This window comes from Microbispora sp. H10670 (assembly GCF_014161385.1).
Classification (GTDB): domain Bacteria; phylum Actinomycetota; class Actinomycetes; order Streptosporangiales; family Streptosporangiaceae; genus Microbispora; species Microbispora triticiradicis.
Genome location: NZ_JABBWW010000017.1, coordinates 1 through 16,505 on the forward strand (window position 1 = coordinate 1; position 16,505 = coordinate 16,505).

The 16,505-nt window shown below is 75.7% G+C and carries 3 protein-coding genes; all 3 read right to left on the reverse strand.

The genetic code is table 11. The features are described 5' to 3' along the window. Positions 1 to 2,104 (reverse strand): type I polyketide synthase (locus tag HHX33_RS22530; RefSeq protein WP_182876364.1); only part of this gene is annotated, 2,104 nt, incomplete at its 3' end. A 25-nt stretch (positions 2,105 to 2,129) separates the two neighbouring features. Continuing rightward, the gene (locus tag HHX33_RS22535) at positions 2,130 to 10,316 is read right to left on the reverse strand and encodes a type I polyketide synthase (RefSeq protein WP_182876365.1); all 8,187 of its coding nucleotides are present in this window, start codon (positions 10,314 to 10,316) and stop codon (positions 2,130 to 2,132) included. A 119-nt stretch (positions 10,317 to 10,435) separates the two neighbouring features. Beyond that, the gene (locus HHX33_RS22540; RefSeq protein WP_182876366.1) at positions 10,436 to 16,030 is read right to left on the reverse strand and encodes a type I polyketide synthase; all 5,595 of its coding nucleotides are present in this window, start codon (positions 16,028 to 16,030) and stop codon (positions 10,436 to 10,438) included. Positions 16,031 to 16,505: the final 475 nt, after the last annotated feature.

Genomic DNA, 16,505 nt, shown 5'->3' on the forward strand with positions numbered 1-16,505 from the left:
TCCCGCCACGCCCGGCCAGCGACCGCGCGATCACCTGACTGCGCACCGCCACCACCCGCGCCGCGTCCTCCAGACTCAGCGCACCCGCCACACACGCCGCCGCGATCTCCCCCTGCGAATGGCCGACAACCGCCGAGGGCACCACCCCGAACGAGCGCCACACCTCCGCCAGCGACACCATCACCGCCCACAACGCGGGCTGCACCACATCCACCCGCTCCAACGCCGCCGCATCCCCCAAAACCCGCGGCAACGACCAGTCCACAAAGCGATCCAGCGCCCGCCCGCACTCCGCCAACCGCCCGGCGAACACCGGCGACCACTCCGCCAGCTCCACCGCCATCCCCGCCCACTGCGACCCCTGACCGGGGAAGACGAACACCACACCCGGACGGCCGCCCGCGGCCCGCACCACCCCGCTCACCACGTCGGCGGCCGCGCCGCCGTCGCCGATCGCGGCCAGGCCCGCGAGCAGACCGGCCCGATCGCTCGCGACCACCGCCGCGCGGTGCGACAGCGCGGACCGGGAGGCCAGCGCCGCGGCGACGCCGGACGCGGGCAGCCCCTCGTGCTCGTCCAGGAACGACCTGAGGCGCCGCGCCTGGGCGCGCAGGCCCTCCTCACCCGCGCCCGACAGGACGAACGGGAACGGCCCCCCGGAGTGAGCGGCAGGGTGGGCGGCAGGGTGGGCGGCGGGAGCGGGGCCGGCCGGTTCGTCCGGCGCCTCCTCGATCACCACGTGGGCGTTCGTGCCGCTGAGCCCGAAGGAGGACACGCCCGCGCGCCGCACCCGCTCTCCGGCGGGCCACCCGCGCTCCTCGGCCAGCAGGCGCACCGCGCCGGCGTCCCAGTCGATGTGCGGGGAGGGCTCGTCCGCCCACAGCGTCCGGGGCAGCGTCTCGTGCCGCATCGCCAGCACCATCTTGATCACGCCGGCCACGCCGGCCGCCGCCTGGGTGTGGCCGATGTTCGACTTCACCGACCCCAGCCACACCGGCCGGTCGTCGGGGCGGCCGGCGCCGTACGTCGCCAGCAGGGCCTGGGCCTCGATCGGGTCGCCCAGCCGGGTGCCGGTGCCGTGCGCCTCCACCGCGTCGACGTCGGCGGGCGACAGGCCCGCGTTGTCGAGGGCGTCCCGGATCACCCGCTGCTGCGAGGGGCCGTTCGGCGCGGTCAGCCCGCTGCTCGCGCCGTCCTGGTTCACCGCCGAGCCGCGCACGACCGCGAGCACCCGGTGCCCGTTGCGCCGGGCGTCGGACAACCGCTCCAGCACCAGCACGCCCGCGCCCTCCGCGGGCCCGAAACCGTCCGCCGCCCCACCGAACGCCTTGCACCGCCCGTCGGCGGAGAACGCCCGCTGACGCGAGAAGGTGACGATGGTCGCCGGGCTCGACATGACCGTGCACCCGCCTGCCAGCGCGAGGGCGCAGTCTCCCTGCCGCAGTCCCTGTACGGCGAGGTGCAGCGCCACCAGCGACGACGAGCACGCCGTGTCCACCGTGACGGCGGGCCCCTCCAGCCCGAGCACGTAGGCGAGGCGGCCCGAGGCGATGCTCGTCGAGTTGCCGGTGGCCGCGAAGTCCTGCACGTCCTGCGGCGCCCGCATGGGGTCGGTGAGGTACTCCGAGGGCAGCACCCCGAAGTACACGCCGGTCCGGCTGCCCCGGAGGGAGGCCACGTCCAGGCCCGCCCACTCCAGCGCCTCCCACGACGACTCCAGCAGCAGCCGCTGCTGCGGGTCCATGGCGAGGGCCTCACGCGGGGAGATCCCGAAGAACCCGGCGTCGAAGTGCGCGGCCTGCGGGAGGAACCCGCCCGCCCGTACGTAGGTCTTCCCTGGCGCGTCCGGGTCGGGGTCGTAGAGCCGCTCGACGTCCCAGCCGCGGTCGCCGGGGAATCCGCGGACGGCGTCGCGGCCCTCCGACAGGATCGTCCACAGCGCCTCCGGGGAGTCCGCCCCGCCGGGGAGGCGGCAGGCCATCCCGACGATCGCGATGGGCTCCCGGCTCCGTGCGGCGAGCTGCCGGTTCTCCTCCCGCAGCCGTTCGGCCTCCTTCAGCGAGGAGCGCAGGGCCCGCACTACCTCTTCGAGGGATGCGTTCATCGTCCGTCCCACCCTTCCGACCTGTTCACGCGCTCATCCCGGGGGCCAGCTTGAGCAGTTCGTCCACACTCATCTCGTCGATCGCGCTCTCGTCCGCCCGCGGCACCGTCTCCGGCGCCTCCTCCGTACGGCCGGCCAGCTCGCGCAGGACGTCCACCAGCCGGGCCTGCCGGAGCCGCTCCAGCGGGATGGACGCCAGCAGGCGGCGCAGCTCGGCCTCCTCGCCGTCGCCGCCGGGCGCCGCCGGCCGGTCCCCCGGCTGATCCGCCGGCGCCAGCTCGGTGACGAGGTATCCGGCCAGGACCTCCGGGTTCGGGTGATCGAAGATGAGGGTGGACGGCAGCCGCAGGCCGGTGGCCGCGCTGAGCCGGTTGCGGAACTCCACCGCGCTGAGCGAGTCGAAGCCGAGGTCGAGGAACCCGCGGCCGGGGTCGATCGTCGCGCCGGACGCACGCCCCAGCACGGTGGCGGCGTGGGCGCGCACGAGGGTGAGGAGCGTCCGGCGGCGCTCGCCGTCCGGGAGCCCGGCCAGCCGGTGGGTGAGCGAGGCGCCGCCCAGACCGTCTCCCGTGCCGCCTGCCGTGCCCGCCTCCGGCCGGGCCGCCGTACGCACCAGGCCCCGCCAGAGCGGTGAGAGCGTGCCGCTCGCCGCCTGCCCGCGCAGGCCGGCCGTCGACACCCTCGCGGCGAGTGCCAGGGCGTGGTCCAGGCCGGTGGCGACGTCGAACAGCCCCGCCGCCTGCTCTCCGGTCATGGGCAGCAGGCCGAGACGGGCGAGCCGGCCGTGGTCGGCCCGGGCCGTCATCTCACTCTGCTCGGCCCACAGGCCCCACGCGATCGAGGTGGCCGGCAGCCCCCGGGAGCGCCGGTGCTGCGCCAGCGCGTCCAGGAAGGTGTTCGCCGCGGCGTAGTGGGCCTGCCCGGCGCTTCCGGTCAGGCCGGCGGCCGAGGAGAACAGCACGAACTCCGCCAGGTCCAGGCCCGCGGTGAGCTCGTGCAGGACCAGCGCGCCGTCCGCCTTCGGCCGCAGGACCGCGTCGATCTGCGCGGGGGTCAGCGTGTCCAGCACCGCGTCGTCGAGCACACCGGCCGCGTGCACCACGGCGGTGAGGGGGTGCTCCGCCGGGATCCTCGCCAGCACCGCGGCGACGGCCTCCCTGTCGGCGGCGTCGCACGCCTCGACGGCGACCACCGCGCCGAGCCCGGCGAGTTCGGCGGCCAGCTCCGCCGCGCCCGGGGCAGACGTCCCGCGCCTGCTCACCAGCACGAGGCGGCGGACGCCGCCGGCGGTCACGAGGTGCCGGGCGATCACCCGGCCGGCCATCCCGGTGGCGCCGGTCATCAGCACGGTGCCGCGCGGGTCCCGGCGGCGCGGCATGCGCAGCACGATCTTCCCGACGTGCCGTGCCTGGCTCATGAACCGGAACGCCTCGGGCGCGCGCCGCACGTCCAGCGTCCGGACGGGCGGCGGCGTCAGCGTCCCCTTCTCGAACAGGTCCACCAGCTCGGTCAGCAGGCGCCGGACCAGGCCGGGATCGGCCCGGCTCAGGTCGATCGCCTGGTACCGCACGCCCGGGTGGGCGGCTTCGACCTCGGCGGCATCCCGGATGTCGGTCTTGCCCAGTTCGACGAACCGGCCGCCGGAGCCCAGCAGCCGGAGCGAGGCGTCCACGAGCTCACCGGTCAGGGAGTTCAGTACGACGTCGACCCCTGCGCCGCCGGTGGCGGCCCGGAACCGCTCCTCGAACTCCGGCGAGCGGGACGAGGCGATCCACTCGTCGGCAATGCCCACGGCGTTCAGGGCGGGCCACTTGTCCGGATGGGCCGTGGCGAGGACGCGCGCGCCCAGCGCGGCGGCCACCTGCACCGCCGCCGTCCCCACGCCGCCCGCGGCGGCGTGCACCAGCACCGTCTCCCCCGCCGACAGCCCCGCCACGTCGCGCAGGCCGTGCAGGGCGGTCAGGAAGGCCGCCGGCACCGAGGCTCCGCGCTCGAACGTCCAGCCGGCCGGCATCCGTACGACCTGACGGTGGTCGACGACGACGGAGGAGCCGAAGGCGTCGGGGAAGATCCCCATCACCCGGTCTCCCGGCGCCAGCCCGGTCACCGCCGGGCCGGTCTCGACGACGACGCCGGCCCCTTCGGTGCCGATGCCCTCCTGGCCCGGCACCATCCGCAGGGAGACGACCACGTCGCGGAAGTTGAGCCCGGCCGCGCGCACCTCGATCCGCACCTCGCCGGGTGCCAGGTCCCGCGCCGCATCCGGGGACGGCACGAGCGCCAGGTCGTCGAACGTGCCGCGCTCCCCCGCCACCGACAGGCGCCACGGCGCGCCGTCGCCGGGAGGCGTCAGCGTCTCGTCCGCGCCCGCCCGGGCCAGCCTGGGGACCAGGACCGTGTCCCCGCGTACGGCGAACTCCGGCTCGCCGGACGCCACCGCGGCGCGCAGCGCCCGGCCGGTCGCGCCGGCGACGTCGCCGAGCAGGAAGCGCCCGGGGTGCTCCTCCCGCGCGCCGCGGACGAACCCCCAGACGGCGGCCGCCGCGGGCGTGGGACCGGCGTCGCCGATCTCCACCGCGTTCTCGGTGAGCGCCGCATTCTCAATAAGCACCGCGTTCTCAGTAAGCACGAGGAGCGCGCACCCGCCGAGGCGCGGCTCGCCGAGCCACGACCGCAGGGTGGAGAGCAGGTCCCGGAGCGATTCCCCGACGCCGGCGGCGTCACCCGGGACCGCCGGCGTGACGGGCAGCAGCACCACGTCCGGGACCGGCGCGCCGGAGCCGAGCGTGTCGATGAGCTCCCGGAGACCGGCGTGGCGGGCGACGCCGAGATCCTCGGCCGGTCCGGGCCCGCCCGGGCCGAGAACGGCCCAGCCGGACGTGCCGGGCCGATCCTGAGCATGGTCCGGAGCAGGGCCGGCGGCGGAGTCGAGGGGCGTCCAGCCAAGGGTGTAGAGCGAGTCGGCCAGGCCGGAGGCGAGCAGCCGCGACTTCGGCACCGGCCGCAGGACCATGGACTCGGCCGACAGGACCGGGCTCCCCGCGCCGTCGGCGACCACGACCCGGACGGCGTCGCGCCCCGCGGGCGACAGCCGGGCCCGCACGTCCGTCGCGCCGGACGCCGCGAGCGAGACGCCCCGCCACGAGAACGGCAACCAGGTGTCGTCCCCGGGGAGGAATTCGCCGAGGAACAGCCCGTGCATCGCCGTGTCGAGCAGCGCGGGGTGCAGCCCGAAGCCGTCCGCGCCACGGGCGGCGTCCTCCGGCAGGGCCGCCTCGACGAAGACCTCGTCCCCCCGCCGCCACGCCGCGCGCAGCCCGCGGAACGCCGGGCCGTACCCGTAGCCCCGCTCGGCCAGCAGGTCGTACAACCCGTCGACGGCCACCGGCGCCGCGTCGCGCGGCGGCCAGGTCCGCAGTTCCTCGTACGCCGCCGCCACCGGGCCGAGCACCCCGGTGGCGTGCCGGGTCCACCCGCCGTCCTCGCCCGCGGAGTGCACCGACACGCCGCGGCGTCCCGAGTCGGCCGGGCCGACGCGGACCTGCAGGCGCACGTCTCCGTCGGCCGGCAGGACCAGCGGGGCCTCCAGCGTCAGTTCCTCCACCTGCCCGCAGCCGACCTCGTCGCCCGCGCGCACCGCGAGCTCCACGAATCCGGTGCCCGGGAACAGCACCGAGCCGGACACCACGTGGTCGGCCAGCCACGGCTGCGACCGGGCCGACAGGCGGCCCGACAACAGCACCCCGCCGTCGTCGGCGATCTCGGTCGCCGCGCCGATCAGCGGGTGTTCCGTGGGGGTCAGGCCGAGGGCGCCGGCTCCGGCGGACCGCGCCCCGCCCGTCTCGGCCCAGTAGCGCTCCCGCTGGAACGCGTACGTGGGGAGCCCGAGCCGCCGCGCCGGGCGCGGCAGGCGATCCTCGTCCCAGGTGACGGGCGCGCCGTTCACCCAGGCCCGCGCCAGCGCGGTCCGCAGGGCGGCGGGCCCGTCCTCGTCGCGGCGCAGCGTCGGAATCGCGACGGGCCGCGCCCCCGCGCCCTCCACCGCCTCCGCGCACTCCTCGATCGCCATGGTCAGCACGGGATGCGGGCCGCACTCGACGAAGAAGTCCCGGCCCCCGCTCATCAGCCGCGCGCAGACGTCGGCGAACCGCACCCGCCCGCGCAGGTTCTCGTACCAGTAGGCGGCGTCGAGCCCGGAGGTGTCGTGCAGGTCTCCGGTCACCGTCGAGTAGAAGCTCACGGCGGACGCGCGGGGCTCGACGTCGGCGAGCTCGGCCAGCAGCGTCTCCCGCACCTGTTCCATCTGCGGGGAGTGGGAGGCGTAGTCCACCTGGATCCGGCGGACGCGGACCCCGTCGGCCGCGCACCGCTCCACGAACTCCCCCAGCGCCCCGGCCTCACCGGCCACCACGGTCGACAGCGGGCTGTTCACCGTGGCCACCGACAGGGCCTCGCCCCAGGGGGACAGCAGCCGCTCCACGACGTCCACCGGCGCCGCGACCGAGGCCATCGCCCCCGATCCGGACAGGTCCCGCAGCGCGCGGCTGCGCAGCGCGACCACCTTCGCCGCGTCCCGGAGCGACAGCGCTCCGGCCACGCACGCCGCGGCGATCTCGCCCTGCGAGTGGCCCACGACCGCGGCGGGCACCACGCCGTGGGCGCGCCACACCTCGGCGAGCGACACCATCACCGCCCACAGGACGGGCTGGACGACGTCGACCCGGTCCAGGCCCGGCGCGTCCGGCGAGCCCGACAGGACGTCCAGGACCGAGTAACCGGTCCACGGGGCCAGCGCCTCGTCGCACGCCCGTACGGCGGCGGCGAACTCCGGGGACGAGCGCAGCAGGCCGGCCCCCATCCCCGGCCACTGGCCGCCCTGGCCGGGGAACACGAACACCGCACCGGACCGCCGTGCGACGCCGGACACGACGCCGAAGTCGGGGGCGTCTTCGGCGAGCGCGGACAGTGCGCGCGTCAGTTCGCCGTGGTCGGCGGCCACCACGGCGGCCCGGTGGTCCATTGGGGAACGCGCCGCCCGCAGCTCCAGGGCGACGTCCGCGAGCGGCACGTCCGGCCGGGACTCCAGCCACGACCGCAGCCGCGCGGCCTGCCCGCGCAGGGCGGCCGGGCCGCGGGCCGAGAGGGTCACCGTGACCGGCCCGGGCGGCGGGCCGGCCGGGTCCGCGACGGCGGCGGGCCCGGACCCGGGATCGAGGTTCTGATCGAGATCGGGCGCCTGCTCCAGCACCACGTGCGCGTTGGTCCCGCTGACGCCGAAGGACGACACGCCGGCCCGGCGCGGCCGTCCGGTCTCCGGCCAGGGGACCCGCTCGGTCAGCAGCGACACCCCGCCCTCCGACCAGTCCACGTGCGAGTTGGGCGCGGACACGTGCAGGGTCCGGGGAGCCACCCCGTGCCGCATGGCCTCGACCATCTTGATGACCGCGCCGACGCCGGCGGCGGCCTGGGTGTGGCCGAGGTTCGACTTCAGCGAGCCCAGCAGCAGCGGCCGGTCGCGGTCCCGCCCGTACGTCGCCATCAGTGCCTGGGCCTCGATCGGATCGCCCAGCCGGGTGCCGGTGCCGTGCGCGTCGACCACGTCCACCTCGGACGGGTGGAGCCCGGCGTCGGCGAGCGCGCCGCGGATCACCCGCTGCTGGGAGGGGCCGTTCGGCGCCGCGAGCCCGTTGGACGCGCCGTCCTGGTTGACCGCGGACCCCCTGATCACGGCGAGCACCTCGTGGCCGTTCCGCCGGGCGTCCGAGAGCCGCTCCAGCAGGAGCACGCCGACGCCCTCGGAGATGCCGAACCCGTCGGCGTCGTCGGAGAACGGCTTGCACCGGCCGTCCGGCGCGAGCGTGTTCAGCCGCGCGAACTCCTTGAAGATGTTGAGGCTCGCGTTGACGGCCACCCCGGCGGCCAGCGCCAGGCCGCACTCCCCGCGCCGCACCGCCTGTACGGCGAGGTGCAGCGCGACCAGGGACGACGAGCACGCCGTGTCCACGGTGACCGACGGCCCCTCGAAACCGTAGAGGTAGGAGACCCGGCCGGACAGGACGCTGGCGGTGTTCCCGGTGAGGACGTATCCCTCCAGGTCGGGGTGCCGCTCCAGACGCGCGCTGTAGTCGACGGTCATCGCGCCGACGAACACGCCGGTCGCGCTGCCGCGCAGGGAGGCCGGCACGATGCCGGCCCGCTCGAACGCCTCCCAGGAGGTCTCCAGCAGCAGCCGCTGCTGCGGGTCCATCGCGAGTGCCTCACGCGGGCTGATCCCGAAGAAGTCGGCGTCGAACAGGTCGGCGTCGTGCAGGAAGCCGGCCTCGCGCTGGTAGTGCGTCCCGGCCCGGCGCGTCTGGTCGTCGTAGGAGCCGTCGAGGTCCCATCCCCGGTTGTCCGGGAACCGCCCCATGGCGTCGGCTCCGTCGCTGACGAGGGACCAGAGGTCCTCGGGCCCGCGGATCCCGCCGGGGTAACGGCACCCGGCTCCGACGACAACGACGGGGTCGTCGTCCGCGGCGGCCACGGGCGCCACGGCGCCGGAGGGCTCCGCGCCCGCCAGCGTGACGCGCAGGAACTCGGCGAGCTCGCCGGGCGTCGGGTAGTCGAACACCATGGTCGCGGGCAGCCGTGTGCCCGTCGCCTCCATGAGCCGGCCGCGGATCTCCAGGGCGGTCACCGAGTCGAACCCGAGGTCCCGGAACTGGCGGTCGGGCGGGATCGGACCGGGCGTGCCGAGCAGCGCCGCGAGCTCCCGGCCCACCAGGTCGAGCAGCAGCGCACGCTGTCCGCTCTCGGTCAGCTCCGCCAGGCGCGTGCCCAGGGACGGCCGGCCGTCCTCCTCCTCCGTGGCGGCCGCGGTCTCCGGCAGGGCGACCTCACGAGGCTCGTGCCCGGCGTACACGGCGTCCCACTCCAGCGGCACTCCGTCGACGTGCAGCTCGCTCAGCGCGCGCATGACCCTGCCGAGGTCGGCCTGGTCGCGGCGGAGCGACGCGCGGACCGGCACGGCGGCGCCGGTGGCCTCGACGGTCTGGCGCACCGCCCCGGTCAGCACCGGGTGCACGCTGACCTCCAGCAGCACGCCGTACCCGTCGTCCAGCGCCGCCCGCGTGGCCTCCTCGAACCGGACGGGCTCGCGGATGTTCCGGCACCAGTAGCCCGCGTCCAGTGGCACGTCGTCGGGCAGCACGCCGCCCAGCAGCGACGAGTAGAAGCGGATGCGGGCGCGCCGCGGCCGGATCGGGAGCAGCCTGCCGTGGAGGTCCGGGGTGATCGCGTCGATGTGCGGCGAGTGCACCGCGAGGTTCGTGCCGGTGGCCCTGACGCGGAAGCCGTCCGCGGTGAGCTCCTCGACCAACTGCCGCGCCGCGTCCAGGTCACCGGAGACCAGCACCGACTGCGGGCCGTTCAGGACGCCGATCTCCAGCCGTCCGCCGTACGCGCCGACGCGGGCGGAGATGTCGTCCGCCGACGCCAGCACCGAGACCATCTCCCCGTGACCGGTCATGGGGAGCATCGCCTGGCTCCAGAGGGCGACCACCCGCGCCCCGTCCTCCAGGGTCAGCGCCCCGGCGACCACCGCGGCGGCGATCTCGCCCAGGCTGTGGCCGAGCACGGCCGACGGCTCGACGCCGTACGACCGCCACAGGTCGGCGAGCGAGACCATCGTCGCGAACAACGCGGGCTGGATCACGTCCGTGCGGTCCAGCCGGGGCGCGCCGGGCGCGCCGCGCAGCACGTCGAGAAGCGCCCAGTCGACGTACGGCTCCAGCGCGCGGGCGCACTCCTCCATGCGGGCCAGGAAGACCGGCGAGGACGCGAGCAGGTCGACCGCCATGCCCTGCCACTGCGAGCCGTTGCCGGGGAACACGAACACGACCCCGCCGGGGTGGGCGCGCCCTTCGGCCAGCCCCGGGGCGCCGTCTCCCTCGGCGAGCGCCCGCAGCGCCTCCAGGAAGGCCGCGGGGTCGTCGCCGGCGATCGCCGCCCGGTGGGCGCCTCCGGCGCCGGCGCGGGCCAGTGACCACCCGACGTCGGCCGGGCGCCATTCCTGGTCACCGGGTCGGTCACCGTGTTGGTGGCCGTGTTGGTGGCCGCCGCCAAGGTGTCCGAGGAGGAGCCGGGCCTGGGCGCGCAGAGCGCCCGCGTAGGGGGCCGACAGCCCCCACAGCGTCGGGTGCCCATTCGGGGACGGGTGAGAGTCGGACGGCATGGTGTCTCATCGCTCCTTCGGGCACTGCTGGGGTACGGCAAGGGGCACGGCGCGGGCACCGCTTGGGGCACGGCGTGGGCACGGCGGCGGGACGTCAACGGCCGGGAGGAGTGCGGGGTCTACGAGCCGGCTCGTTCGTAGGCGCGGGCCACCAGGTCGGCCACGGCCATCTCCTTGATGGCGAGTTCGCCGTCGTCCTGCGGCGGGTCCTGCCCGAGCGGGTCGTCGGCCAGCCCCATCAGCGCGTCCAGCAGGCCGGACGCCCGCAGCCGGGCCACCGGAAGGGTCGCGAGGACCTTCCTGATCGCGTCGTCCTCGGCGGTCCGCCCGGTGTCCGGCGCGGCCTCGGGCAGCAGCGCCGCCACCAGGTAGCCCGCCACCGCCTGGACGCTCGGGTAGTCGAAGACCAGCGTGGAGGGCAGTCGCAGGCCCGTCACCGCGCCCAGGCGGTTGCGGAGCTCCACCGCCATCAGCGAGTCCATGCCCATGTCGAGGAACCCCCGGTCGGTCTCGACGGAGGCCGCCGCGGCGTGTCCGAGCACGGCGGCGACGTGCTCGCGCACGAGACCGAGCACCTCGCGCAGCCGGTCCTGTTCCGGCAGTTCCGCCAGCCGGGCGCGCAGCGCCTCGGCCTGGGCGCCCGGCGTCCCCGCCCGCGTCTTCGGCCGCCGGATCAGGCCGCGCAGCAGTGGCGGCACCTGGTCGAAGCGGACCGCCTCCTTCCGCAGCCTCCCGAGGTCGAGCCGGGCCGCGACGACCGCGGCGGCGCCGGCCGCGTTCGCGCGGTCGAACAGCGCGAGCCCGTCGTCCGCCGACAGGGGTTCGACCCCGGCACGGGCCATCCGGGTGCGGTCGGCCTCGGCGATCCGGCCGGCCATGCCGCCGTTCTCCCAGGCGCCCCAGACGATCGAGAGGCCCGCGAGGCCGTCCGCCCGCCGGCGTTCCGCGAGTGCGTCCAGGAACCCGTTGGCCGCCGCGTAGTTGGCCTGCCCGGGCGTGCCGAACGTCCCGGCCAGCGAGGAGAACAGCACGAACGATCGCAGGTCCGCGTCCCGGGTCAGCTCGTGCAGGTGCCACGCCGCGTCGGCCTTGGCCCGCAGCACGCCCTCCAGCCGCGCGCGGGTCAGCGTCTCGACGGTCCCGTCGTCGAGGACGCCGGCGGCGTGGACGACGGCCGTCAGCGGGCGCTCCCGGGGGATCTCCCGGAGCAGCCGGGCCACACTGTCGCGGTCGGCGACGTCGCAGGCGACGACGTGCACGTCCGCGCCCAGTTCCGTGAGCTCCGCCTCGACGGCCGGCTCCAGCCGGCCGCGGCGCCCGGCCAGCAGCAGGTGCCGGACGCCGTGCGCGGTCACCAGGTGCCGGGCCACGGCCGTGCCCAGCGCGCCGGTGCCGCCGGTGATCAGGACGGTCCCGTCCGGGTCGGCCAGGGCGGGCGGCGGCTCCGGCGTCCCGGCGCGGGTCAGCCGCGGCACCAGCGGCTCGCCGTCGCGTATCGCGACCTGCGGCTCGTCCAGGACGGCGACGGCGGGCAGCGACCGGACCGACGCCTCCTCGTCGTCGAGGTCCACGAGCAGGAACCGGTTCGGATGCTCGGTCTGCGCCGACCTCAGCATGCTCCAGACCGCCGCGCCGGCCAGGTCCGGGACCCGTCCCCCGGCCGCCGTCGCGCCCCGGGTGACGACCACCAGCCGCGACGACGCGAGCCGATCGTCGGCCAGCCACGACTGCACGAGCGCCAGCGTTCCGGCGGCGGTGCCGAGCACGCCGGCCGGGACGTCCCCGGCGGCCCGTGCTTCCTCGGTGACCTGTGCTTCCTCGGTGACCTGTGCTTCCTCCGTGACCTGTGCCTCCCCGGTGAGCGGCTCGCACAGGACGACGGCCAGCGCGGGAGCCGGTTCCCCGGCGGCGACGGCCTCCCGCAGGGCGGCGATGTCGGGATGCCAGCGGCTGTCGCCCCACGACGACCGCAGGGCGTCCGTCACGCGTACGTCGTCGGCTCCGACGGACGCCCAGCCGCCGCGCGGCGCGCCGGACGGATCCTGCGGCGCCGGCCCGGCCGGCGTCCAGTCCACGGTGAACAGCGAGTCGTCACGGGGCAGGCCCGCGCTCATCTGCTCGGCCGACGCCGGCCGCAGCACCAGCGTGCCGACCGTGACCACGGGACGGCCCAAGGGGTCGTACGCCGCGAGCGTGAGCGCGTCCGGGCCGGCCGGGGTGAGCCGGACCCGCAGCGCCACCGCCCCGGCGGCGTGCAGGGTCACGTCGTGCCAGGAGAACGGCAGCCGGGCCGGCGACTCCTCGTCGGCGGCGCCCAGGCCGTCCACGACCGCCGCCTGCAGGGCGGCGTCGAGCAGCGCCGGATGCACGGCGAACCTCCCGGCCCGCGCCTGCTGGTCCTCGGGGAGCGCGACCTCGGCGAAGACCTCCTCGCCACGCCGCCACACCGCCCGGAGCCCGCGGAAGGCGGGCCCGTAGGTGTATCCGCTCGACGCCAGGCGGTCGTAGGCGTCGTCCAGCGCCACCGCGACCGCGCCGGCCGGAGGCCATTCGCGCTCCGCCCCGGCCTCCGAAGGTTCGGGGGCCTCAGCGATCTCGGGGGCGAGGACACCGGAGGCGTGGCAGACCCAGGTCGCGTCCGCGTCGTCCTCCGGCCGGGAGTACAGGCCGATCGCGCGCTCCCCCTGGTCGTCCGGCGGCCCCACGACCAGCCGCAACAGCACCGCCGTACGCTCCGGCAGCGCCAGCGGCGCCCGCAGGACCAGTTCCCGGACCCGCCCGCAGCCCGCCGGCTCACCTGCCTGGGCGGCCAGTTCGACGAGGGCCGCGCCGGGCACCAGCGCGACGTCCCATATCGCGTGGTCGCCGATCCACGGGTGGGTGTCCAGGGAGATCCGCCCGGTGAGGACCAGGTCGCCGGTGCCGGGGACGTCCGCCGCCGCGCTCAGCAGCGGGTGGTCGACGGCACCGAGCCCGAACCCGCTCGGGTCCCTCGGCGCCGCCGTGTCGTCCTGCCAGTAGCGCCGCCGCTGGAAGGCGTACGTCGGCAGGTCGAGCCGGCGCGTTTCCCCGGGGACCACCGGCGACCAGTCCACGGTGACACCGTGGGTGTGCGCCACGGCCAGGGCGTTCAGGAACGACTCGGTCTCCGGCCGCCCCCGCCGCAGCGCCGCCTGGAACATCGGCGTCACGTCCGAGCCGGAGTCCGGGTCCGGGTGGGCGTCGGCCACGTCCCGCGCGGCGGTCGTCAGCCCGCCGTCCGGCCCGATCTCCAAGAAGCGGTTCACGCCCTGGGCGCGCAGCCACCGGACGCCGTCGCCGAACCTGACCGTACGCCGCACCTGCGACAGCCAGTAGCCGGTCGAGGTCGCCTCGTCGTCGCCGAGCGGCGTCCCGGTCACGGTCGACACCACCGGCACCTTGGGCGGAGCGAACGCGACCGACGCCAGCACGTCGGCGAACCCGGCGAGCATCGGCTCCATCAGCGCCGAGTGGAAGGCGTGGGACACGCGGAGCGGCCGGGCGCGGACGCCCTGGGCGCGGCAGTCGGCGGCGACCTTCGCGACCGCCGCCTCCTCGCCGGAGACCACGACCGCGGCGGGTCCGTTCACCGCCGCCAGGCTCACGTCGGCGCCGAGGAACGCGAGCCGCTCCAGGACCCACGCCTCGGGGGCCGCGACGGCGAGCATCGCCCCGCCGCCGGGCAGTTCCCGCATCAGCCTGCCGCGGTACGCGACGACGCGGGCGGCGTCGGCCGCCGAGAGCACGCCCGCGACATGGGCGGCGGCCAGTTCGCCGACCGAGTGCCCGATCAGGAAGCCGGGCCGGACGCCGAAGCTCTCCAGCAGCCGGTACAGCGCGATCTCCAGGGCGAACGTCGCGGCCTGGGTGTAGTCGGTCCGGTCGAGCAGCCGCGCCTCCGCGGTGTCCGGGCGGGCGAAGACCACGGACCTCACCGGGCGGTCGAGGTGCTCGTCCAGCTCGGCGCAGACCGCGTCGAAGACGTCGGCGAAGACGGGGAAGGCGGCGTGCAGCTCCCGGCCCATGCGCGCCCGCTGGAAGCCCTGTCCGGAGAACATCACGGCGAGCCGGCCCGGCGACGCCTGGGCGTGGACCACGCCGGCCGCCTGCTCGCCCCTGGCCAGCGCCGTCAGTCCGCCTACGAGACTCTCGCGGTCCGCGGCCAGGACGGCGGCTCTGTGCGCCATCAGGGGACGCCGCGTCAGGGCGGCGGCGATGCCGGCCGGCTCCACCCCGGGATGGGCGACCGCGTACGCGCGCAACTTGTCGGCGTAGCCCCGCAGCGCCTCCTCGGTCCGCGCGGACAGCATCCACGGCAACGCCGGCGTGCCTGTAATGGGCGGCTCGTCGTCGCCGGCCGGCGGCTGTTCGAGGATGACGTGCCCGTTGGTGCCGCTGAGCCCGAACGAGGACACGGCGGCCCGGCGCGGCCTGCCCGTCTCCGGCCACGGGGTCGGCTCCAGCACCAGCGTCGCCGCTCCTCCGGACCAGTCCGCCTGCCGGGACGGCTCGTCCACGTGCAGCGTGGGCGGCACCACGCCGGCGCGCATCGCCAGCACCATCTTGATCACTCCCGCCACGCCGGCGGCGGCCTGGGTGTGGCCGATGTTCGACTTGATCGAACCCAGCAGCAGCGGCCGGTCCGCGGGCCGGTTCCGGCCGTAGGTCGCCAGGATCGCCTGCACCTCGATCGGGTCGCCCAGCCGCGTGCCCGTCCCGTGCCCCTCGACGACGTCCACGTCCGCAGCCGACAGCCCGGCGGCGTTCATCGCCTGGCGGATGACCCTCTGCTGGGCGGGCCCGTTGGGCGCCGTGAGGCCGTTCGACCGGCCGTCCTGGTTGACGGCGGACCCGCGGACGAGGGCCAGCACCGGGTGGCCGTGCTTCCTGGCGTCCGACAGCCGCTCCAGCAGCAGGACACCGGCGCCCTCGGCCAGCCCGGTGCCGTCCGCCGAGTCGGCGAACGACTTGCACCGCCCGTCCGGGGAGAGGCCCCGCTGCCTGCTGAACTCCAGGAACGTGTCCGGCGCCACGATCACCGTCGCGCCGCCCGCCAGGGCGAGCGAGCACTCGCCGTTCCGCAGCGCCTGGCAGGCGAGGTGCAGCGCCACCAGTGACGACGAGCACGCGGTGTCCACGGTGACCGCCGGTCCTTCGAGGCCGAAGGCGTACGCGACGCGTCCGGAGGCGAGACTGCCCATCTGACCGGACCACTCGTTCGGCATGACCCCGTTGAAGACGCCGGTCCTGCTGCCGCGGAGCGAGCCGGGGTCCAGGCCGGCCCGTTCGAAGGCCTCGGCGGAGCATTCGAGGAGCAGCCGATGCTGCGGATCGATCGAGGGCGCCTCGCGCGGGCTGATGCCGAAGTGACCGGCGTCGAACATCGCGACGTCGTGCAGGAAACCGCCGTGGCGCGAGTAGGTCCTGCCCGGGCTGCCGGGCTCCGGGTCGTACAGTCCCGCGACGTCCCAGCCACGGTCGCGCGGGAACTCCGACACCACGTCGCGTCCGCCGGACACCACGTCCCACAGGTCCTGCGGCGAGCCAACCCCGCCCGGGTAGCGGCAGCCCATGCCCACGATGGCGATCGGCTCGTGCTCGCGTTCCTCCGCCGCGCGCAGCCGCTCCCGTAGATCCTGCATCTCGGCCGTGGCGCGCCGGAGATAGTCCAGGTATTTCTGTTCGTCGGTCATCGCGTCGCCCCCACACCCTCGTGCTCCACGGCCGGCCGCCCGACAACCGCCCCGTTTCGAAACCGAATGATTCGCAGTCCGGCCCCGCCCTAACAATGCGGTTCAGGCGGCAGAATCGCGAAACCTGGACGACACACTTTTTCCGGCGGCCCCGACCTTCGGGCGCACGCCTGGAAAAGGCGAGATCCGCCAAGCGTCTGACCAGTAAGTTCAGCGGAACCGCCGCCGATCCGGCCCCCCGCTCTGCCGGTCGGCACCACGCTTGGAAAAGCGGCCGCCGACCATGCTCATCGGCCGGGCCGGGGCGGACCACGCGGTTTCGACGGCAGAAAAAAACTGCCGGTCATGCCGGAAAAACGCGGCACAAAAGTGCGTGGTTCACCCGACAATTCGGTGCTAGCTTTCCCAGCAGCACGCGAACCATGGGCGCGGGGAAACAGGCGTCGAGTCCGAACCGACGCCCGCCCACGCGGGC

Coding starts and splice junctions, on each gene's coding strand:
- HHX33_RS22535 (WP_182876365.1), bottom strand. CDS start 10,316: ATGCCGTCCGACTCTCACCCGTCCCCGAATGGGCACCCGACGCTGTGG.
- HHX33_RS22540 (WP_182876366.1), bottom strand. CDS start 16,030: ATGACCGACGAACAGAAATACCTGGACTATCTCCGGCGCGCCACGGCC.